The sequence below is a fragment of the Streptomyces sp. NPDC037301 genome (assembly GCF_055602785.1).
On record NZ_JBVJWD010000001.1, the window covers coordinates 157,266 to 178,055 of the forward strand.

Sequence of the window (20,790 nt, forward strand, 5' to 3'; positions counted from 1 at the left end):
CCCCTCAAGAACCCCCCCCCCCCCCCCCCCCCCCCCCCCCCCCCCCCCCCCCCCCCCCCCCCCCCCCCCCCCCCCCCCCGCCCCCCCCCCCGCTGTCGTACTCTCCGTCCGTGCGTCAATGATCTGACGTTGCATCAGAAACGGTGGGAGGCAGCGGAATGCGGCTCGGACTCGCGCTCGGTTACTGGGGCCGCGGCCCGAACCCCGCCCATCTGGAGCTCGCCCGGGAGGCGGAGGAGCTGGGGTACGGCTCGGTGTGGACGGCAGAGGCCTGGGGCTCCGACGCGTTCACCCCGCTGACCTGGATCGCCGCGCACACCTCCCGCATCCGGCTGGGCACCGGTATCGCACAGATGGCGGCGCGCACCCCGACGGCGACCGCCATGCACGCCCTGACCCTCGACCATCTCTCCGGCGGCCGGATGATGCTCGGCCTGGGGCTGTCCGGGCCGCAGGTGGTGGAGGGCTGGTACGGGCGGCCATTCCCGAAGAGCCCCCTGACCGCGACCCGCGAGTATGTCGACGTCATCCGCCAAGTACTCAGCCGCGAGGCCCCCGTTGAGCTGGACGGACGCTTCCACTCCCACCCGTACAACGGTCCGGACGCCACCGGTCTGGGCAAACCGCTGAAGGCGATCACCCATCCCCTGCGGTCCCGGCTGCCCGTACTGCTCGGGGCGGAGGGGCCGAAGAACATCGCCCAGACGACGAGGATCGCCGACGGCTGGCTGCCGCTGTACTGGTCACCGCTGCGCACCGATGTGTACGAGGCGTCACTGGCCGATCTCCCCGACGGCTTCATGGTCGCGCCGATGGCCCGCGCGCACGTCTGTGACGATCTCGCGGAGGGGCTGCTGCCGGTGAAGGCGATGCTCGGCTTCTACATCGGGGGGATGGGGCACGCGGCCCGTAACTTCCATGCCGATCTGATGGCGCGGATGGGATTCGAGGAGGAGGCGCGGCGGATCCAGCAACTGTTCCTCGAAGGGCGCAAGGAGGAGGCGGTGCTGGCCGTGCCGGACGCGTTCGCCGATGAGATCTCGCTCGTCGGGCCCCGTCAACGGATCGCGGAGCGGCTGGAGTTGTGGCGCAAGGGGCCGGTGACCGATCTGCTGGTGACAGCACCGGACCCGCACACCCTGCGGGTGCTCGCCGAGCTCAACTAGGCCGAGCCGGGTCCGTCGGCCAGGCCCCGGTGCCGACCGGCGCGGGCCGCACCCGCCGTCGTGGCGCGGTGCGCTCCCAGGGCTGGGGGTCGGGGTACGTCAGGAGTACCAGCGTGCTGCCCCATGGGGTGCGCAGATACGCGTACCGGTTGCGCTCCCCCGCTTCGGGGCCCGGCAGCGGCTGCGCCTGGGCGAGCAGCGAGGCTCCCGCGGCCACGGAGTCCCGCACGGCCGCGTCCAGATCGTCGGCGTAGAGCGCCACATGCTGCCAGCCGAAGTCGCAGGGCAGCACCGGTGGTTCCCGGCGGGGGCCCTGGAACTCGAACAGCTCGATGCCCGGGCCGTCGCCGGGAAGGGCCAGCATCCGGATCGCCAACTGCTGTGTGCCCGCCGGGACTCCGAGCCGCCGTTCGACGTCCGGCCCGCCCTGCGGGCGGTCCTGGCGGCGCAGGGTGTCGTACAGCACCTCGGCGCCGAACGCCCTGACGAGGAAGAGGGTGGCAGTCTCCAGGTCGGGGACCGTGACCCCGATGTGGTCGATGCCTCGCACGCTTGTGGCCGTCATGGGTTCACCGCTCCTGTCCCGGGGCTGCGCAGACCGCCCCGTCCGCCCCGGAGCGGGCCCGCTCCGGGGTCGTGCCCCCGCGCGACCAGGCCAGCAGTTCGTCGGCCGACCACGTGGTGATGACGCGTTCCGCCGGGACGCGGCACTCCTCGGCGCGGGCGCAGCCGTGGATCTGCCAGTCCAGCTGTCCGGGCGCGTGTGCGTCGGTGTCGACGGAGAACAGGGCGCCCGCGGCGACGGCGCGGCGCAGCAGCCGGCGGGGCGGGTCGAGCCGCTCGGGCCGGCTGTTGATCTCCACCGCCGTTCCCTCCTGTGCGCACGCGGCGAATACCTCGTCCGCGTCGAAGCGGGACTCCGGGCGGCCCCGGCCGGTGATCAGCCGCCCGGTGCAGTGCCCGAGGACGTTCGCCCGCGGATGGCGGACGGCCGCGAGCAGGCGTCTGGTCATCGGGGCAGCGTCCATCCGCAGTTCGGAGTGTACGGAGACCACCACGACGTCGAGCTGTTCCAGCAGCTCCTCCTCCTGGTCGAGGGAGCCGTCGGGGAGGATGTCGCACTCGATGCCGGTGAGCAGCCGGAACGGCGCCCAGCCCGCGTTGAGCCCGGCGATCACATCCAGCTGCCGGCGCAGCCGCTCCGGAGAGAGCCCGTTCGCCACGGTCAGCCGGGGCGAGTGGTCGGTGAGGACCGCCCACTCATGGCCCAGCTCCGCCGCCGTGCGGCCCATCTCCTCGATCGGGCTGCCGCCGTCCGACCAGTCGGAGTGCAGATGGCAGTCGCCGCGCAGCAGGGCGAGGAGGCTCCGGCCGCCCTCTGGGGGCGGGGCGGCAGCGGCCTCTTCCTCCAGCCGCTCCAGGTAGCCGGGCACTTCCCCGGCCACCGCCTCGCGGATCACCTGCGCGGTCTTCGGCCCGATGCCCCTGACCGACTCCAGCGAGCCGTCCGCCACCCGCTGTGCGGCCTCGCCGTCCGTCATCGCCGCCACCGCGTCGGCGGCCGTACGGAATGCCTGCACGCGGTAGGTGTCGGCCCTGCCGCGTTCCAGCAGGAAGGCGATCCTTTTCAGGGCGCTGACGGGCTCCATCGGCACCTCCACAGGGGCCGCCGGACACAACGGGCTCTCCCCTCCAGCTTGGCTCAGCACCACCGCGCCCGCACAGCGGACGGGAGACCGGCGCCCGCCCGGCGGCCGGTGGGGGCTCAGCCGAACGTGGCGCGCTCCAGCCAGGAGTCCAGCAGCTTCGCGTCGCCCAGCACCTCGACCCGGTCGCTGTCCGCCGGCAGGCGCCGATTGAAGACCAGCATGACGTCGGTCAGCGGGCCCCGCAGCGCCACGTCCGCCTTCTCATGCCCGCGCCGCCAGCTGAAGCCGTCCTCACCGAGCTCGATCAGCCACTCGGCACCGGGCACGTCCGTGGCGTGCAGATGGATCGAGCGCCCGGCGCCGGCGAGTTCGACGGCCTCCTTGTGACCCGCGGCCCGCACGAAGGCGACGATCTCCAGCCACTCCTCGATGGTGTCGGCGGCCAGCTCGGGGGCCACCTCGTAGCCGGTCTTCGCGGTGAGTGCCGCGTCGGCCTGGTGGACGATCGTCTCGTGCGCCATGCGACGCGCCCAGAAGCCGGTGCTGCGCTCCCAGCCCCAGGACCACGCCTGCACGTCCGGGCCGGCCTCACGCAGGAGCTCGACGGTCTTCGCCGCCCCGTCCGCCAGCCAGGCGTCGAGCACGGCGGGGTCGTCGCCCTCGGGCCTGAACTCCGGCACACGTTCGTGCGGGACCACTTCGGTGGCCCGGGCGCGTACGATCTCACCCACCCAGCGGTGCGCTCCGCCGACATGGACGGCGAGGTCGCGCAGGGTCCAGTCGGGGCAGGTGGGGACGGTCGCGTTGAGGTCGGCGTCCTTGATCGCCGCCCTCAACGCGTCGGTGCGGCCGATGATTTCGTCACAGTAGAGGTCGTGCGGGAGTGCGCTCATGACACGCACCCTAGTTCGATCAAGGGCCGGAATCCCGTCGATTATCCGCCGAGTTGCGAGGTGGTGGGCACCTTGTCCTTCACCTCGGCGCCCGCGCTCCTGCCCGCGTCCTTGACGCCGCTGATCACGCTCTCGAAGGCGCTGATGTCGCCCGCGCCCGCCTCGCCCTTGCGGAGCTTGCTGCCGAGCCCCTTGAGCGATTCGATGCCCGCCGTCAGCGGCGCGACCGCCTTCGACAGCAGCGGGTCGCCCTTGGCGTTGACCACCGCGGCCTTCAGCCGGCTGTAGGCGAAGCCGCCCGCGAGCCCGGCCTTGACCAGAGCGAACGTCCGTCCGTCCGCGCCCTTCTTGAACTTGCCCGCACGGTACGGCTTCACGATCCACTGGTACGTCGCACCGGCCGCGAGCCCCGCATTGGCGACGAAGCGCGTCTTGGCGAACTTCTGCGCCTCGGCCGAGGACGTGCCGCTCGGGGACGCGGAGCTGCTCGCGGTCTTGCCCTCGTTGCCGCCGCCGCACGCGGTTGCGCCCACCAGTACGGCGCAGGACAGCACCAGCGAGACGAGCAGACGGCGGAGCGGTACGGGACGGGTCACGGCAGAACTGGACACAGCGGGCCTCCCTGGCCGGGCGCATCACGGCGGTCTTTACGGTGAGTGATGCCTCTGGGCACTCTCCGCAAGGCTCGCCCGGCCCCGGGCAGCGTGCCACTCGGAGCCGCCGTCCGGGTTTCTCCCGCCGGAAAACGGCAACCCGGAACTTCACCTTCGACGAGGCGTGGGCGCGGGTGATCTCCGGATACGGGCTGGCCGCCGTCGTCCACCTCTTCGTGGGTCACGCGGTGGCCGGCCGCATCCGGCACAAGCCGGCTAGCCGCAGCAGTCCGGTTCCAGCCCGCGCGGCAGCCGTTCGCCGCTGAATACCGCGGTGGTCGCCTCGTCGCCGCCGAGCGCGGCCACCGCCAGCAGCAGCGAACCGGCGGTCCAGGTGGTGAGTTCCTCCGGCCAGAACGCCCGCTTGCCCTCGAAGACGTACCCCGTCCAGTACATGCCGTCGTCGGCGCGCAGATGCTGGATGGACTGGAGGATCTCCAGCGCCCGGTCGGACTCGCCCATCACCCAGAGCGCCAGGGCGAGTTCACAGCTCTCGCCACCGGTCACCCACGGATTGGGCAGCACACAGCGCACCCCGAGGCCGGGGACCACGAAGCGGTCCCAGCTCTCCTCCATCCGCTCCTTGGCGGCCGCTCCGGTGAGCGCGCCGCCGAGGACCGGGTAGTACCAGTCCATCGAGTAGCGGCTCTTGTCCAGGAAGCGTTCCGGGTGGTTGCGGATCGCGTGGGCCAGCGCACCGGTCGCCAGCTCCCAGTCGGGCTGCGGCTCTTCGCGCCGTTCGGCGATGGCGAGTGCGCAGCGCAGCGCCTGGTGGATGGAGGAGCAGCCGGTCAGCAGCGCGTCCTCGACGGGCGTTCCGTCGGCTTCGCGCTTCCAGCCGATCTGGCCGCCGGGCTGCTGGAGCCGGAGGACGAATTCGACGGCGGCGTAGACCGTCGGCCACATCCGGTCGACGAACGCGTCATCGCCGGTGGCGAGGTAGTGATGCCAGACACCGACGGCCACGTACGCGCAGAAGTTGGTCTCCAGACCGCGGTCGGTCGGCTGCTCCGGGTCTCCGTCGTGGTACGCGGCGTACCAGGAGCCGTCCTCGTTCTGGTGCCGGGCCAGCCAGTCGTACGCGCGTTCCGCGGCGGCGTGCTCGCCGGCCGCGTCGAGGGCCATGGCGGCCTCGGTGTGGTCCCACGGGTCGAGGTGGTGGCCGCGGAACCAGGGCAGCGCACCGTCCTCGCACTGCGCGGCGAGGAGGGCTGCGACGGTCTCGGCGGCCTGCTCGGCGGTGAGGACTCCGGGCAGTACGAGGTGTTCGGTCTGCTCGGGAGTGGTCACGCCTCGGCCCTGGAGAGGTCCTCGGCAGCGGCGACCACGGGCAGGTGCGGCTTGGTCGCGTACGCCACGAAACTCTTGCCGACGACCGGGTTGAGCAGCTGCTCGGCGACCCGGGTGACGGCCGGCTTCTTCATGATGTCCCAGACCAGCAGCTTGTGGTACGCGCGGACCGGCAGCGCTGCGTCCTTGCCGTCGCGGCCCACCCCGAACGCGCACTTCAGCCACCAGTACGGCGAGTGCAGGGCGTGGGCGTGGTGGGTGCCGTACGGCTTGAGGCCGGCACCGCGGATCTTGCCGAGGAGTTCGTCGGCCCGGTAGATGCGGATGTGGCCGCCCTCGACCTCGTGGTACGCGTCGGAGAGCGTCCAGCAGACCTTCTCGGGGCCGTAGCGCGGCACGGTTATCGCGATCCGGCCGCCGGGCTTGAGGACCCGGACCATCTCGGCGAGCACGCCCTTGTCGTCGGGGATGTGCTCCATCACCTCGGAGATGATCACGACGTCGAAGGACTCGTCGGGGAACGGCAGATTGAGCGCGTCACCCTCCATCGCGGTGGCGGTGGCGCCCTCGGGGGCCTCCCCGGCCTCCTTCATCGCGGCGAACCACTTCGCGACCTCGCGGATCTCCTCGCCGTTCCGGTCGAGTGCCACGACCTGGGCGCCGCGCCGGTAGCACTCGAAGGCGTGGCGTCCGGCGCCGCAGCCCAGGTCGAGCACTCGGTCACCTGCGGCGAGCGGGAAGCGGGTGAAGTCCACGGTCAGCACGAATGCCTGCTTTCGCGGTCGAGGGGGATCAGTGGGCGGGGACGACGAGGACGGGCGGCGGTGTCAACGACGGCCGCCGGGGCGCGCGGTAGCGGCGCGGGCGGCGATCGCCTCGCGGTAGAGGGCGGCGGTGCCGATGGCGGCCTGCTTCCAGGTGAACCGGGAGAGCACCCTGGCGCGGCCCGCGGCGCCGAGCCGGGACCGCAGTTCCGGGTCGCCGAGCAGCCGGGCGAGCGCCTCGGCCAGCGCGCCGGCGTCGGCGGGTGGGACGGCCAGGCAGGTCTCGCCGTCCGGGCCCGCGACCTCGGGGATCGCACCGCCGGTGGTGGCGACGAGGGGCGTGCCGGTGGCCATGGCCTCGGCAGCGGGCAGCGAAAAGCCTTCGTACAGGGAGGGGACGCAGGCGATCTGGGCGCTGCGTACCAGGTCGACGAGTTCGGCGTCGCTGATGCCCTTGACGAACTCGACGGCGTCCTGGAGTCCGTGCCGCTCGATGGCCTGCGCGACCGGCCCGTCCTCGGCCCGCTTGCCGACGACCACGAGGTGCGCCTGCGGGTTCTCGGTACGGAGCCCGGCGAGCGCCTCGACAAGGTGGACGAGGCCCTTCAGCGGGACGTCGGCGCTGGAGGTGGTGACGATCCGGCCGGGCACCTCGGCGACCGACGGGTCGGGCGACCACAGGTCGGTGTCCGCGCCGATGTGCACGACGTGGATACGGTCCCCCCGCACCCCGAGATGGTCGACGATCTCCTGCTTGGAGGAGCCGGAGACGGTGAGCACCGAGGGCAGCCGGCGCGCGACCCGCTTCTGCATGCGGGTGAAGGCGTACCAGCGGCGGACAGAGGCGCGCCGACGACGGGTCTCGGCGGCGTCCAGGTCCAACTGCCGGTCGACCGTTATGGGGTGGTGGATCGTGGTGACGAGCGGGGCGCCGAGGTCCGCCAACAGCCCGTATCCGAGGGTCTGGTTGTCGTGGATGACGTCGAACTCGCCGCGGCGGGCGGCGAGATGGCGTCGGGCGCGCAGGCTGAAGGTGAGGGGTTCCGGGAAGCCGCCGGTCCACATGGTGGCGACCTCGGCGGCGTCTATCCAGTCCCGGTACTCGCCGCGCTTCGGGGTGCGGAAGGGGTCGGGCTGGCGGTAGAGGTCCAGGCTCGGCAGCTCGGTGAGCGGGACGCCCTCGTCGAGCACCGGATAGGGCTGGGCACCGATCACTTCGACGCTGTGGCCGAGGCGGGCGAGCTCGCGGCCGAGGTGGCGTACGTAGACGCCCTGGCCGCCGCAGAACGGGTTGCCCTTGTAGGTGAGGAGTGCGATGCGCAACGGACGGTCGCCGGCGGCGCCCGGCGTGTCGCTGCCCGTGCGGGGGCCCGTCTCTATGGCCTCAGCGGTCACACTCGGCCCCCTTCTCACTGCGTGTTCGCCGGAGCGTAACCGCTCACGCTAATCTAGAACAAGTTTCAGACTGGATCGTTCAATGAGCTACGAATCTACCGGCAGGTAGCGTCGGCGCAACGGCCGGATCAGGTGATTCGCGCCACGACCGGCCACCCTGGCATGCTGTGCGCCGCCGGGAGACCGAGCGCCTCCCTCCGGTTGTGGACAGAAGCCATGGATGGGGACACATGACAGCGGAAGCCAAGCCGGCATCGCCGCCCCTGACGGAGCGGCAGGAGGCCCGCCGCCGCCGCATCCTGCACGCCAGCGCCCAGCTCGCCAGCAGGGGCGGATTCGAGGCGGTGCAGATGCGCGAGGTCGCGGAGGCCGCCGAGGTCGCCCTGGGCACGCTGTACCGCTACTTCCCGTCCAAGATCCATCTGTTGGTCGCCACCATGCAGGACCAGCTCCAGCACATGCACACGACGCTGCACAAGCGCCCCCCGGCCGGGGACGACGCGGCGCAGCGGGTCGCCGGCACCCTGATGCGGGCGTTCCGCGCACTGCAGCGCGAACCGCATCTGGCGGATGCGATGGTGCGGGCCCTGACCTTCGCGGACCGCAGCGTCAGCCCGGAGGTGGACACCGTCTCGCGGATCACGACGGCGATCATCCTGGACGCGATGGGCCTGGAGCACCCGACGCCGGAGCAACTGTCCGCGGTCCGGGTCATCGAGCACACCTGGCACTCGGCGCTGATCACCTGGCTGTCGGGGCGGGCGTCGATCGCCCAGGTGAAGATAGACATCGAGACGGTGTGCCGGCTGATCGACGTGACGGCACCCCGGGACGCGTCCTGACGGGCCCCGGCAGGTCGCGCCCCGGAGGATCTTTCGTCACACACCCCTCACCGCTCCGTCCGAAAGGACCACAACCCTCTCCCTATCATGGTCATGACCAGCACCGATGGAGAGGAAGACATGGCTGACCAGTCAGGCAGTACGGGCGGCGCGATGGGGACGCAGGCCCCGGGCGGGCCGGGTTACGGCATACAGCCCCCGGTCGGCTACGGGTACCCCGGTGGCGCCCCACTGCCCAGCGGCAAGGCGACGGCCTCGATGGTGCTCGGCATCCTCGGGCTGGTGCTGATCCCGATCATCCTGCCGATCATCGCGCTGTGCCTCGGCATCTCGGCCCGCCGCATGGCGGACCGGGGCGAGGGCGGCGGCCGCGGCCAGGCGGTCGCCGGCATCGTGATGGGCAGCGTCGGCATCGCGTTCGCCGTGCTCGGCATCACCGTGGCCACGATCCAGGGCATCAGCGCGATGTGACGGGCCACCGCCCGAGACCCGCGCACCGGCCGCGCCGGGGAACCGTACGATCCGGTTCCCCGGCGCGGCTTTCGCGTTCCGGCCCCATGTGCGGCCCCCACATGCGCACCGCGTCAGGTGGGGTGTCCTGCACCATGTCGACGGCGGCGTGGTGTTCATACGGTTCGGCGACATCACATGAACACGCCGAGGAGCCGGTCACCATGCGTCGCAGAGCCACAGGCACCGCCCGTCACCGCAGATCCCTCTCCGCCGCCGTCGCGCTGACCGCCGCCGGTCTCGTGCTGGCCGGATGCACCGCCGCCGGGAAGGCGGGCGAGAGCGACTCCGGCGGGGACTCGAAGGACCGAACCGTCAAGGTGGGTCTCGTGTACTCCCGGACCGGGCTCCTCGCGGACTACGGCAAGCAGTACCGCGACGGATTCATGGCGGGCCTGGACCACGCCACGAAGGGCACCCGCGAGGTGGCCGGGCACCGCATCGAGGTCACCGAGCAGGACGACGCGGGCGACCCGGGCAAGGCGGTCTCCGCCGCCAAGAACCTCATCGGCAAGGGCTACAAGGTGCTGGCCGGCACCACCGATTCCGGGGTCGCGCTCCAGATGGCGCCGCTCGCCGCCCAGAACAAGGTGCTGTACATCAGCGGCCCCGCCGCCACCGACGCCGTGACCGGCATCAACGACTACACCTTCCGCTCGGGCCGGCAGTCCTACCAGGACATCCTCACCGCCGGGACGATGCTCGGCGAGGCCAAGGGCAAGAAGGTCACGGTGCTGGCCCAGGACTCCACGTTCGGCCAGGCCAATGTCGCCGCCGTGAAGGCCGTCCTCGGTGCCAGGGGCGCGAAGGTCGGCTCCGTACTGGCTCCGCCCAGCGCCACTGACCTGACCCCGTTCGCCCGGCAGGTCAAGGCGGGCGGGCCCGATCTGGTCTTCGTCGCCTGGGCCGGCTCCACCGCACCGGCGTTGTGGACCGCACTGGACCAGCAGGGCGTGCTGGGAGCGGGCAAGGTCGTCACGGGTCTCGCCGGAACGGCCTCGTACCCGGTCTTCGGCGACGCCGGTTCCAAGGTGTCGTTCCTGGCGCACTACTTCCCCGGCGCGGGCGGCGGCAACGCCGTGGAGAAGTCCATGCTCGACTCGGTCACCAAGGCCGGCGGCACCCCGGACCTGTTCACCCCCGACGGCTTCACCGCCGCGCAGATGGTCGTGCGCGCGATCGAGAAGGGCGGCGCCACCGACACCGCCGCCATGGTGAAGGCCCTGGAGGGCTGGAGCTTCGACGGGGTGAAGGGCAAGGAGCAGGTCCGGGCCCAGGACCACGCCCTGGTGCAGCCGATGTTCGTCGCGAAGCTCAAGGGGAAGGGCGCCGGTGCCCGGCCGGAGCTGGTGACCACCGCGCCGATGGACGAGGTGGCGCCGCCCGCGAAGCCCTCGGCGGGCTGACCGGTGACCGCAGGGGACATCACCGCACAGCGCACGGCCGGGGCGCGGAGCACCGCCCCGGTGCTCCAACTGACCGGACTCGGCTGGGGCGTCGGCGGGGCGACGATCGTCGAGGACGTCACGCTGAGCGTCCACGAGGGCGAGTTCCTCGCCTTCATCGGCCCCAACGGGGCGGGCAAGACCTCCCTGTTCAACCTGATCAGCGGGCTGACCACGGCCACGTCCGGCACCATCGCGCTGGACGGCACGGACATGACGGCCAGCCCCGCGCACGCACGGGCGAGGCGCGGCATCGGCCGCACGTTCCAGACGTCCAGCCTCTGGCCCGGGATGAGCGTGGCCGACCACGTCCGGCTGGCCGCCCAGGCGGCCCGGGGCGGCTCGTACCGGCTGTGGCGGCGCGCCTCCCCGTACACCGCCGAGGTGAACGGCGTACTGGAACGCACCGGCCTCGGCCACCGGGCACAGGTGATGGCGTCCGAGCTGTCGCACGGCGAGAAGCGGAAGCTGGAGCTGGCGGTGCTGCTGGTGGGCGAGCCGCGGCTGATGCTGCTCGACGAGCCGATGGCCGGGGTGAGCGCGGAGGAGGTCCCCGCGCTGACCGAACTGATCCGCACCCTGCAGCGGGACGAGGGCCGCACCGTCCTGATGGTCGAGCACCACATGGACGTCCTGCTGGGCCTGGCCGACCGGCTCGCCGTGATGCACCACGGAAGGCTGCTGGCGCTGGACACCCCGCAGACGGTGACCGCCGACCCGATCGTTCAACAGGCCTATCTCGGGGAGGGGTTGTGAGATCCGGGAACCTGCTCGCCGTACGGGACCTGCGGGTCCTGATCGGCGGTCGGCACATCCTGCACGGCGTGGACCTGGACGTCGCCCGGCACGGGGTGACCGCGCTCCTCGGCCGCAACGGCGCCGGGAAGACCACGACCGTACGCGGCATCCTCGGCCTCGTCCCGCGCACCGGCAGCGTGCGGCTGGACGGCGAGGAGACCGTGTCGATGCCCACCCACACCGTGGTGCGGCTGGGCATCGGTTACGCCCCCGAGGACCGGGGCATCTTCGCCGGGCTGACCGTCGCGGAGAATCTGCGCCTGGCCGAGCGGCGCGGCGCGGGCGAGCCCGCGTACCCGCTCGTCCATGAGCTCTTCCCCGAACTGAAGCGCCGGAGACGGCAGTTGGCGGGAACATTGTCCGGCGGACAGCAGCAGATGGTGGCCATCGGCCGCACGCTGCTCAACGGAAACCGGCTGATCATCGCCGACGAACCCACCAAGGGCCTGGCGCCGAAGGTGGTCACCGAGGTCGCCCAGGTGCTGGAGCGGGCCGCCGAGGCGGTGCCGGTGCTGCTCGTGGAGCAGAACCTCGCCGTCGTGCGGCGCCTGGCCGAGCACTGTGCGGTGCTCGCCGACGGCCGGACCGCCCATCAGGGACCGGCCACCGAACTGCTGGGCGACGCGGAAGCGGCACGTCGCCTGCTGGGCGTGGGACACGGCCCGGCCATCGAAGCACCTTCCGTGGAGGCGGATTCCTGATGTCCACCGTCGTTCTGCTCACCATGACCGGACTCGGTCTGGGGGCGCTCTACTTCCTGATCGCATCGGGACTCTCACTGATCTTCGGCCTGATGGACGTGCTCAACTTCGCGCACGGGGCGCTGCTCTCCATCGGCGCGTACGGCACCTGGTGGGCGGCGTCAGGCAATCTGCCCGGCGCCGGCCCGGGCGGTGCGGGCTTCGTCCTCGCGGTCCTGTTCGGTACGGCGGTGGGCACCGCGGCCGCCGTGCTGCTGGAACTCGCCGTCGTCCGCCCGCTCTACACCCGGCCGCGCGAGCAGGTGCTCGCCACGGTCGGGGTGGGGCTCGCCGTCCCGGCGCTGCTGTCGGGCATCTGGGGCTCGGACGCCCGGACCTTCCCGGGGCCGAAGGCGCTGTCCGGCACCTTCGGGCTGCTCGGCGCCCAGGTCCCGGTCAACCGGCTGGTACTGGTCGCGGCGGCGGTCGTGGTCCTTGTCGCACTGCGGCTCTTCCTCGGCCGTACCCGGCACGGTCTGGTCGTACGGGCCGGAGTCGAGGACCGGGCGATGGTCACCGCCCTGGGTATCGATGTGCGGAAGGCGTTCACACTCGTCTTCGCGATCGGCGGCTGCGCCGCCGCGCTCGGCGGGGCGCTCGGCGGCCTGTACTTCGGCTCGGTCGACCCCCGCCAGGGCACCTCGCTGCTGATCTTCGCGTTCGTCGTGGTGGTCACCGGGGGCATGGGCTCGGTGACCGGCGCCGCAGTGGCATCCGCCGTCATCGGCCTGGTCCAGCAGTTCGCCAACTACTACACCGCAGCGGGCCTCGGCGACCTGGCCGTCGTCGCCCTGCTCGCCGCGCTGCTGCTTCTGCGGCCGCGCGGACTGACCGGGAGGCTCGCGTGAGCACCGTCACCGAGACACACGACCGCACCGGCGAAAAACACACGGTCGCGCCCGGCCCCGGGAACACCGCCCGGCTGCTGCGCCGCTGGTGGCCCGCCGCCGCACTGCTGATCCTCGCCATCGCGCCGTACAGCGCGCTGCCGCTGCCCGGACTCCTGGACGGCCCGCTCGGCAGCCCCGGCAGTCTCCAACTACTCGCCACCTGCCTTCTGTTCGGCGCGCTGGCAACCGGATACGACCTGCTGCTCGGCCGCACCGGGCTGCTCTCCTTCGGACATGCGCTCTACTTCGCCGCGGGCAGCTACGCCACCAACATGTTCCTGCTGGAGACGGGCCTCCCGTTCGCCGTGTCCGCGCTGCTCGGCCTCTGCTTCGGGATCGCGCTCGCGCTGGTCCTGGGATCGGTGAGCCTGCGGGTCACCGGCATCGGCTTCTCCATGGTGACGCTGGCCTTCGCCCAGGCGGGCTCGATCCTGGTCTCCCGCAACCCCGGTGGTCTCACCGGCGGCGAGGAGGGCCGGGCCGCCCCCGCGGATCTGCTGCCGTCCGGGCTCGTGGGCATCGAGCACACCGCGAACCTCTACTGGGTGGCGCTCGCCTATCTGGTCCTCACCCTCGCCGTCGTCCACTGGGCGGTCCGGTCCCCCACCGGACGGGTGTGGGAGGGCATCAAGGAGAACGAACGCCGGGTGGAGGTACTGGGGTTGAAGCCGTACGGCTTCAAGCTGACGGCCTTCGTCCTGGCGGGCGCGCTGGCCGCGCTGGGCGGTCTGGTGCACCTGCTGCTCACCGGCGGCTCGACACCGCAGACAACCACCTCGGACTTCACCCTCTCGCTGCTGGTGATGGTGGTGCTGGGCGGATCGGGCACCCGCTGGGGCCCGATGGCCGGCGGCATCCTCTACACCTGGGCCGATCACCGGCTCGGCGATCTGGCCGGGTCGGGCGCGGTCGCCGATCTGCCCGCGGTGCTGCGGGTGCCGCTCTCCCAGCCGCTGTTCCTGCTCGGTGTGCTGTTCGTGGCCGTGGTACACCTGCTGCCGGGCGGCCTGGCCCGGCTGCCGTCCCGGCTGGCCGCGGCACGACGCGGTCCCGCCGCCACCCAAACACTCCCGGCCGGGAAGGCCCGGAAGGAGAACGGACGCCCGTGATTCCGTACGAAGAGATACAGGTCCCCGTGACCGGGGGCGAGTTGGCGGTACTGAGATGGCCGGCCCGCGAGCCGGGCGCACCGGTCGTCATCGCCCTGCACGGCATCACGGCCAACGCGCTGTCCTGGGGCCCGGTGGCAAGGCTGCTGGACGGCCGCATCACCCTGATCGCCCCGGATCTGCGTGGCCGGGCCGGGAGCTCGGCCCTGCCGGGGCCGTACGGGATCGCCACGCACACCGATGACATCGCCGCCCTGGCCGAGGCCCTGGGTCTGGACCGGGTGGTGCTGGCCGGTCATTCGATGGGCGCGTTCGTGGCGGCGCTGGCCGCCGTACGGCACCCGGAACGGTTCGGACCGCTGCTGCTGGTCGACGGCGGCATCGGCTTCCCCGCCCCCACGCATCTCTCCCCGGACGAGCTGATGACCGCCGTGATCGGCCCGGCCATGGACCGGTTGTCGATGACCTTCCCCGACCGGGCCGCCTACCGCTCCTTCTGGCAGGCGCACCCGGCGTTCGCGGGTGCGTGGTCGGCCGAGGTGGATGCGTACATCCAGCGCGACCTGACCGGGGACGAACCCGCCATGCACTCCACCTGCCGGATCGAGGCGGTACGCACCGACGGCATCGGCCTCTTCGACGAGGAGGTGCTGACGGCGGTACGGAAGCTGCCGGCTCCGGCGACTCTGCTGTGGGCGCAGCGGGGCCTGATGAACGAGGAGCAGGGCCTGTACGACGAGACACGCCTGGCAGCGGCCGACCTCGGGGGCACGGAGGTCACACCGGTGCCGGTACGGGACGTCAACCACTACACGCTGCTGACGGGAGAAGCGGGCGCCGGAGAAATCGCACACCACTTGCTGACCATGTCCGGTACCCCCGGCCCGTCCGGCGCCTGAGGACACAGACACCGCAACGCACCCCGGGCGGCCGGACGGCCTCTACCGCTCCCGGCCGCCCGCCAACAAATGCAACCGCAAGGCAAGTTGCAGCTCCAACGCCCGCCCGGGCTCGTTCCAGTCCCGCCCCAGCAGCACCTGCACCCGGTCCAGCCGCTGCACCACCGTGTTGACGTGCACGTGCAGTTCGTCCTTGGCGCGGATGAGACTGCCCCCGGACCCGAAATAGGCACCGAGGGTACGCACGAGATGCGTGCCGCGCTGCGCGTCGTACTCCAGCAGTGGACCCAGTGTCGCCGTGACGAAGCCGTCGACGTCCTGGGCGTTGCCCAACACCACGCCCAGGAAGCCGAGTTCGTCGACGCACGCGCCTTCCCCCGCACGCCCCAGGACCCGCATGGCGCGCAGGCAGCGGGCGGCCTCCCCGTATGCGGAGGCCAGCTCCCGGGCACCGTGGGCCGGCCCGGTGGCGGCGACGGTGACGGGAGCCTGGATCAGTTGGCCGAGCTGGGCCGCCGCCGCGCGTGCCGCGTCACCGGCAGCCGGGCCGGGGTCGCCGGCCTCTATCAACAGCACCACGTTCCCCGCGTGTTCGGCGCTCACCCCGTGGATGTCCCCGCCGAACAGATAGCGCATCGCGGCAGGGGCCAGCCTTTCCCGGGCTCCGCCCTCGGCCACCAGCAGCAGATGTGGGCGGTCGAGGTCGATGCCGAGGCGTCGGCCGCGTTCGGCGAGTCCGGCCGGGTCACGGTCCGCGTCGGTCAGCAGGTCGGTGATCAGCTCTCCGCGGACCCGGTTCTCGGTCTCGGCGACCGTGCGCCGCAGCAGCAGAAGAAGTCCGGTGACCACCGAGGCCCGCTCGAACAGCCGCCGGTCGGAGTCGTCGAGCTGTTCACGCCGGTGCAGGACCAGACCGGCCAGGAGTTCCCGTCCGGCGAGGACCGCGCAGATCCACCGGCCGTCGCGGTGCACGGCGCGGGCACCCGTACGGGACTCCTCGGCGGTCTCGGCCAGCCATCCGGCGTCCATGCTGTCGGCGGCGAAGTCCGCCCCGTCGGGCCGGACCGCCGCCAGGGGCCGCCCGCCCGGGTCGTGGATGGTGAGCGGGGAGTTCAGCAGCCCCGCGACCGCCGCGGCGACATCCTTGACGTCGCGGCCGCGCAGGACCAGATCGGTCAGCCGGTCGTGGGACTCCTCGGCGCGCCGCATCGCCGCCGAGTGGGCCCGTACGGCCGCATTGGCCTCGGCCAGCTCGGCGTTGGTCTCGGCCAGTTCGTCCAGTGCGGACCGGGTGTCCGCGAGCGCGCGGGCGGTGTCGATGGCGATCGCGGCATGTGCGGCGAGCGAGCACAGCAGGGCGACCTCGTCGGGGCTGAAGACGCGGGGTGCACGGTCGGCCGCGAAGAGGACGCCGATGACCTTTCCCGTACCGCCGCGGCTGGAGCCGAGAAGCAGGGGCACGCCCAGGATGGCTACGAGCCCCTCGTCCAGCACCCCGGCGTTGATGTTGCGGGTGTGGTGGAAGCGGTCGTCGGTGCGGTAGTCGGGGGTCGCGTACGGGCTCGCGGTCTGCGCCACCAGACCGCCGAGCCCATGGCCGAGCTCCAGCCGCAGTTGTTGGAAGAGCACCGACACCGACCCGTCGGTGACCCGCATATAGGTGTCCCCCGCCTCCTCGTCGGGGAGCGTGAGATATGCGGTGTCCGTGCCGAGCAGCATCCTGGCGCGGCGGACGATCGCCTTCAGCACGTCGTCCAGGTCGCGGGATGCGGCCAGGTCGCCCGCGGTGTCGAAGAGCGCGGTGAGCTGGAGCTCGCGGCGCCGGTGCTGCCGCAGGGCACCCCTGATCCGCAGGGCGGCGGCGGTGGCCCGCTCCACCTCCGCCAGATCGCCCGCGGGTACACCGGCGGCCCGCGCCTGCGAGGAGACGGCGCCCAGCGCCTCGGCGGGGGCGTCGTCGGCCAGCAGGTCCAGGAGGCGCCGCAGATGGGGCGCGGCGGAGGCGGACGGTTCAGACATGGGCGGCCATCGTTCGTAGGGGTTGGGTGATCAGTTGGCGGTCCAGCCGCCGTCCATGGAGAGCGAGGTGCCGGTGATGTGCCCGGTACGCGGTCCGCAGAGCCACAGCACGGCTTCGGCGACGTCGTCGGGTTCGATCAGGCGCTTGATCGCGCTGCGTTCCAGCATGACCCGGCCCACCACCTCCTCCTCGGAGATGCCGTGCGTACGGGCCTGGTCCGCGATCTGGTTCTCGACCAGGGGGGTGCGTACGTACCCGGGGCTGACGCAGTTGCTCGTCACCCCGTGCTCCGCCGCTTCGAGCGCGACCACCTTACTGAGTCCCTCCAGTGCGTGCTTTGCCATCACATAGGCCGATTTGTAGGGGCTGGCCCGCAGGCCGTGCACGGACGAGATGTTGACCACGCGCCCCCAGCCGCGTTCGTACATGCCCGGCAGGGTCCGGCGCAAGATGCGGAACGGGGCCTCCACCATGACGCGCTGGATCAGCGCGAAGCGGTCCGGGGGGAATTCGTGCACCGGGGCGACGTGCTGGAGCCCTGCGTTGTTGACCACGACGTCCACGTCGGCAGGCAGCGTGTCCACCGCGTCGGGGACGGAGAGATCGACCACCCACGCCGTCCCGCCGATCGCCTCCGCCAGGCTCTTCGCGGCGTCTGCGGCCTTGTCCACCACATGGACATGGGCGCCCGCGGCGGCCAGGGTCTGTGCGCAGGCCCGCCCGATACCGCTCGCGGCACCGGTCACCAGGGCGGTGCGCCCGGCGAGGAGCCGGTCTGCGGGCGACGGCGGGGGGCCTGCGGCGGGCGGCGGGACGGTGGGCGGGGTGGCCTGTGGGGCGGGCCCGTGGTCCGGGCTCTGAGGAGTCTCCATGGTCGTCACCGTAAGGAGACCGAAGCCCACGTCACACGGGGTCGGTGCACACACCGTCGCACGTCGGCATGGTGGCGGCGTACATGGTGCGGGTCCGGTCCCGGGCCGTCAGCGGGCCGCATCCAGCGCCGCCCGCTGCTCCGCGGCCGGCTCCAGGTCCACCGCGGCTCACCTCCCGGCAGGTGGGGTCGGTGCCGATGGCGCGGTAGCACATGCGGGTCCTTTCCCAGCAGCCCGTATCTGTACGGGCGTTGACCGGGATTCCGCGTGCCGGAGCACGCTCCGAGTCAATGGTTCGCGGTGTTCGCGGGGGTCTTCGCAGAGCCCAGCTCGCGGATGATGCGGGTCAGGTCGGCCGGGGCGGCCGCGAGGCGGACCGGCACGCCCGCGTCGTCGAGTTCGGCGATGTGCCAGCTTCTGGGGACGGTGTCGCCGTCGTCGCCCCGGGCACGCCGCACGTCCTTGACGGTGAGCCGCTCCACCGGTATCCGTTTCGCCGCGAACCGGCCCGGGCCCGGGTGGGGCGTCACCGCGGGCGGGCCGCCTCCGAGGACGACGTGGGTGCCGAAGCCGTTCGGGTTGTAGTCGGTGTGCTCCAGGAAGCGGGCGGCCAGGAACACTTCCTCCTCGGCGGACTCTTCGATCGCTCCTGCCTCTCCGGGCGTACGGACGCGGGTGGCGTGCCAGGCCCGGATGAAAAGGCCCAGCGTGGCCGACGAGCCCGCGGCCACCCACGTGATCGCTGCGGGAGAGGCGAGCAGCGTCGTGGGGTGGAGGTAGCAGAGCGGCAGCAGCCACAGGGCGGTACCGACGAGCGCGCCCGCGAACGGAAGGGCCGACGGGAGGACCTCGTCGTCGGGCAGCCGGCGCCCGCGCAGGCGCAGCAGCACCTGGGCGCCGGGGTAGCCCGCGGCGAGGGCGCACGCGGCCGCGACGACGGCCAGTTCCCCGGCGGCGGGTATGTGCTCGCGCCACACGTAGCGCTCTCCGGCGACCACCTCCACCTTGCCGCGCCAGAAGGTCAGTTCGACGCTGTCGCCCGGCTGGAACCCCTGGGCGGCCTCTAGCGGGACCTCGAGTCGCTCCAGCGGCCGGCTGTCGGCGAAGTACAGCCAGCTGCGCTGCTTGGGCCGGTTGGCCTCGGTCCGCGCGATCACGGCCGGCAGGGTGGTCAGGCAGTCTCCCCCGAGCTCCGTGGCGGACGTCTCGGTGGTGCACGGGGTGGCCGACTTCCACGCCTGCACCGCCGACGCGGCGCTCGGCACAAACCATGCGGCCACGCCCGCGCACGCGAGCAGCAACGCGCACACGCCCAGTGACCCGGCCCAGCCGCGCCCGGCGGTGCGGTACGAGATCACGGGGAGGTGGCTCGAATCCGGGGCTCCGTAACGGCGGTGCAGCGCGCGGAGCGCGTCCAGTTTCGCGTCGAAGTCCGGGTCGTCGCAGGACCGGCTCTTCGGCAGTGGCAGGAGCCTCTTGTGTCCGTCGTACAGCACCAGGCTGACGCGACGGGTCTCCTGAACCCTGGAATCGTTCGCGTACTTCAGGCGTACACGCAGGTCGGCGACGTCACGCCACGGCACACTCCGGCGGCGCAGCAGTGTCCTGGAGTGCAAGCCGTACGCGTCGGCGCTCAGCCGGGCGGTGACCGCGCGGAGCGAAGCGATGCCCACCAGTACGAGAAGCAGGCCCACTCCCAGCCACACGTCCGGGCCCCAGTACGCCGTGCGCACCGCGGCCAGGATCGCCCCCGCCGCACCGAGCCCGACGAAGGACCACAGGGTGCGCTTCCTGAGGGGACGGCAGGTCACTTCCCGGGCATCGGTCATGCGCGGAATCCTGCCATCGGCCGGGCTGCACCTGCTTGTGCGGTGTCCGGCAACTTCCTGGCCCGCAACGCTGCCGACCTCGTACGAGGTGAAGCCCTACCCGCAATACATGGCGCCTGGCATTCGGCTTGTTCTGCACTTATTCACGTTGGTGTGCAAGACGGTGCGTGGCACCCTTGGGCGGTGCTGCTCACGGATCAGGAACATCGCATCGAATTACGCCCGCTGCGCTACCGGTTCCCGGCGGTCATCGGCGACCGGTACGACGACAACTGGCTGGTCGTCGAAGGCGAGGTGACCACGCCCGAGGCCAGTTGGTCCTTCACCGACCCATGCCTGCTGACCGAAGAGGCACGCCAGATCTCGCCGTGGCTGCGGGCCATGGGCGGAGAAACGCTGACGGGCACACTGCCGGATCTCTCCTTCCTCGAGCCCGTTCTGTCCTTCAGCCATGCCGCGGGGCGCCATGGTGTCGGGGCGCTCCGAGTACACCTCTGCTACGAGGCAGCGCCTGTATGGCGGGCGGGCGACAGGAGCTCTGATGAGTGTGTGATCGATATCAGGGCCACCGCTGAAGGACTGCGCCGGGCAGCGGACGAATGGGACCGTCACCTGGCCCCGTTCCCACCCCGCTGACCGGTCACCTCAGCCATTGCGTCGGGGTTCGGCGCCCTTCTTGGGACGTCCCTCGCGTCGAGTTCGGCGAACTCCGCTTCGGTGAGCGTCAGGTCCGCTGCTGCCGCCGAATCACGAATGGTGGCCGGCCGGGACGACCCCGGGATCGGGACGACGACCGGGGACTTGGCCAACTCCCGGGCCGGGCACACTTGCTGCGCGCTGACCTCGCGTTCCTCGGCGCCGGATCGCGCGCAGGGGTCAGCCGCCGCGGCTCTCCTCCAACGGCTGGGTGCCGGCCTGGAGAAGCCGCTGCCCGAGAACCTGGGCGGCTTCGCGTAGTTCACGTGGCCTGATGATGCGGAACGGCGCCTGCCGGTCCGCCGTGATGCCGGGGCTGTTCTGGATCAG

Annotated in this window: 21 protein-coding genes; 10 read left to right on the forward strand and 11 right to left on the reverse strand. The window is 71.9% G+C overall.

Annotation, left to right across the window (positions count from 1 at the left end):
- Nucleotides 1-158 precede the first annotated feature (158 nt).
- Nucleotides 159-1,166, forward strand: coding sequence for an LLM class F420-dependent oxidoreductase (locus tag ACZ7IB_RS00730; RefSeq protein ID WP_470908030.1), 1,008 nt, complete (start codon nt 159-161; stop codon nt 1,164-1,166).
- Here ACZ7IB_RS00730 and ACZ7IB_RS00735 read toward each other — a convergent pair.
- The 7 genes from ACZ7IB_RS00735 to ACZ7IB_RS00765 all read right to left on the reverse strand — a co-directional run bounded on the left by ACZ7IB_RS00735 (nt 1,159) and on the right by ACZ7IB_RS00765 (nt 7,810).
- Nucleotides 1,159-1,731: a VOC family protein gene (locus ACZ7IB_RS00735; RefSeq protein WP_470908031.1), complete on the reverse strand. Its 573-nt coding sequence runs from the start codon at nt 1,729-1,731 to the stop codon at nt 1,159-1,161. The genes ACZ7IB_RS00730 and ACZ7IB_RS00735 overlap by 8 nt on opposite strands.
- A gap of 4 nt (nt 1,732-1,735) precedes the next feature.
- Nucleotides 1,736-2,815 carry a PHP domain-containing protein gene (locus ACZ7IB_RS00740; protein WP_470908032.1) on the reverse strand — a complete coding sequence of 360 codons (1,080 nt, stop codon included), beginning with the start codon at nt 2,813-2,815 and terminating at the stop codon, nt 1,736-1,738.
- 116 nt (nt 2,816-2,931) lie between these two features.
- The gene (locus tag ACZ7IB_RS00745) at nt 2,932-3,708 is read right to left on the reverse strand and encodes a maleylpyruvate isomerase family mycothiol-dependent enzyme (RefSeq protein WP_470908034.1); all 777 of its coding nucleotides are present in this window, start codon (nt 3,706-3,708) and stop codon (nt 2,932-2,934) included.
- Nucleotides 3,709-3,749: 41 nt separating this feature from the next.
- Nucleotides 3,750-4,304 (reverse strand): hypothetical protein, encoded by a 555-nt coding sequence (locus ACZ7IB_RS00750; protein ID WP_470908735.1) that lies wholly within the window; start codon nt 4,302-4,304, stop codon nt 3,750-3,752.
- 273 nt (nt 4,305-4,577) lie between these two features.
- On the reverse strand, nt 4,578-5,651 hold the full coding sequence (locus ACZ7IB_RS00755) for a prenyltransferase/squalene oxidase repeat-containing protein (protein ID WP_470908036.1): 1,074 nt from the start codon (nt 5,649-5,651) through the stop codon (nt 4,578-4,580).
- Complete coding sequence (locus ACZ7IB_RS00760) at nt 5,648-6,415, reverse strand: class I SAM-dependent methyltransferase (RefSeq protein ID WP_470908038.1); 768 nt, start codon at nt 6,413-6,415, stop codon at nt 5,648-5,650. Before ACZ7IB_RS00760 ends, ACZ7IB_RS00755 begins: the two co-directional genes overlap by 4 nt.
- Before the next feature lie 63 nt (nt 6,416-6,478).
- Nucleotides 6,479-7,810, reverse strand: a complete 1,332-nt coding sequence (locus ACZ7IB_RS00765) for a glycosyltransferase family 4 protein (protein ID WP_470908040.1) — start codon at nt 7,808-7,810, stop codon at nt 6,479-6,481.
- A 230-nt stretch (nt 7,811-8,040) separates the two neighbouring features.
- Here ACZ7IB_RS00765 and ACZ7IB_RS00770 point away from each other — a divergent pair, with 230 nt between their 5' ends.
- The 8 genes from ACZ7IB_RS00770 to ACZ7IB_RS00805 all read left to right on the forward strand — a co-directional run bounded on the left by ACZ7IB_RS00770 (nt 8,041) and on the right by ACZ7IB_RS00805 (nt 15,043).
- Complete coding sequence (locus ACZ7IB_RS00770) at nt 8,041-8,652, forward strand: TetR family transcriptional regulator (RefSeq protein ID WP_470908041.1); 612 nt, start codon at nt 8,041-8,043, stop codon at nt 8,650-8,652.
- Between the two features lie 120 nt (nt 8,653-8,772).
- Nucleotides 8,773-9,123, forward strand: a complete 351-nt coding sequence (locus tag ACZ7IB_RS00775; protein WP_470908043.1) for a DUF4190 domain-containing protein — start codon at nt 8,773-8,775, stop codon at nt 9,121-9,123.
- A 203-nt stretch (nt 9,124-9,326) separates the two neighbouring features.
- Entirely contained in the window at nt 9,327-10,568 is a 1,242-nt protein-coding gene (locus ACZ7IB_RS00780; protein WP_470908045.1) for a substrate-binding domain-containing protein, read from the forward strand.
- A gap of 3 nt (nt 10,569-10,571) precedes the next feature.
- Nucleotides 10,572-11,363, forward strand: coding sequence for an ABC transporter ATP-binding protein (locus tag ACZ7IB_RS00785; protein WP_470908046.1), 792 nt, complete (start codon nt 10,572-10,574; stop codon nt 11,361-11,363).
- Nucleotides 11,360-12,106 carry an ABC transporter ATP-binding protein gene (locus tag ACZ7IB_RS00790; protein WP_470908048.1) on the forward strand — a complete coding sequence of 249 codons (747 nt, stop codon included), beginning with the start codon at nt 11,360-11,362 and terminating at the stop codon, nt 12,104-12,106. The genes ACZ7IB_RS00785 and ACZ7IB_RS00790 overlap by 4 nt, the downstream gene beginning before the upstream one ends.
- Entirely contained in the window at nt 12,106-12,993 is an 888-nt protein-coding gene (locus ACZ7IB_RS00795; protein WP_470908049.1) for a branched-chain amino acid ABC transporter permease, read from the forward strand. Before ACZ7IB_RS00790 ends, ACZ7IB_RS00795 begins: the two co-directional genes overlap by 1 nt.
- Complete coding sequence (locus tag ACZ7IB_RS00800; protein ID WP_470908050.1) at nt 12,990-14,144, forward strand: branched-chain amino acid ABC transporter permease; 1,155 nt, start codon at nt 12,990-12,992, stop codon at nt 14,142-14,144. Before ACZ7IB_RS00795 ends, ACZ7IB_RS00800 begins: the two co-directional genes overlap by 4 nt.
- Entirely contained in the window at nt 14,141-15,043 is a 903-nt protein-coding gene (locus ACZ7IB_RS00805; protein WP_470908052.1) for an alpha/beta hydrolase, read from the forward strand. Before ACZ7IB_RS00800 ends, ACZ7IB_RS00805 begins: the two co-directional genes overlap by 4 nt.
- A 42-nt stretch (nt 15,044-15,085) precedes the next feature.
- Here the strand turns inward: ACZ7IB_RS00805 and ACZ7IB_RS00810 are convergent, their stop codons facing one another.
- The 3 genes from ACZ7IB_RS00810 to ACZ7IB_RS00820 form a co-directional block, all read right to left on the reverse strand.
- On the reverse strand, nt 15,086-17,062 hold the full coding sequence (locus ACZ7IB_RS00810; RefSeq protein WP_470908054.1) for a helix-turn-helix domain-containing protein: 1,977 nt from the start codon (nt 17,060-17,062) through the stop codon (nt 15,086-15,088).
- Between the two features lie 30 nt (nt 17,063-17,092).
- Nucleotides 17,093-17,935, reverse strand: a complete 843-nt coding sequence (locus ACZ7IB_RS00815; protein ID WP_470908056.1) for a 3-hydroxybutyrate dehydrogenase — start codon at nt 17,933-17,935, stop codon at nt 17,093-17,095.
- Between the two features lie 287 nt (nt 17,936-18,222).
- Nucleotides 18,223-19,764 (reverse strand): PH domain-containing protein, encoded by a 1,542-nt coding sequence (locus tag ACZ7IB_RS00820; protein ID WP_470908058.1) that lies wholly within the window; start codon nt 19,762-19,764, stop codon nt 18,223-18,225.
- A 183-nt stretch (nt 19,765-19,947) separates the two neighbouring features.
- On the opposite strand from ACZ7IB_RS00820, the gene ACZ7IB_RS00825 reads away from it, so the two are divergent.
- Entirely contained in the window at nt 19,948-20,400 is a 453-nt protein-coding gene (locus ACZ7IB_RS00825) for a WapI family immunity protein (RefSeq protein ID WP_470908060.1), read from the forward strand.
- Here the strand turns inward: ACZ7IB_RS00825 and ACZ7IB_RS00830 are convergent.
- A complete protein-coding gene (locus ACZ7IB_RS00830) occupies nt 20,373-20,726 on the reverse strand; it encodes an aldo/keto reductase (protein ID WP_470908062.1) in 354 nt (117 codons plus the stop codon). The genes ACZ7IB_RS00825 and ACZ7IB_RS00830 overlap by 28 nt on opposite strands.
- Between the last annotated feature and the right edge of the window lie 64 nt (nt 20,727-20,790).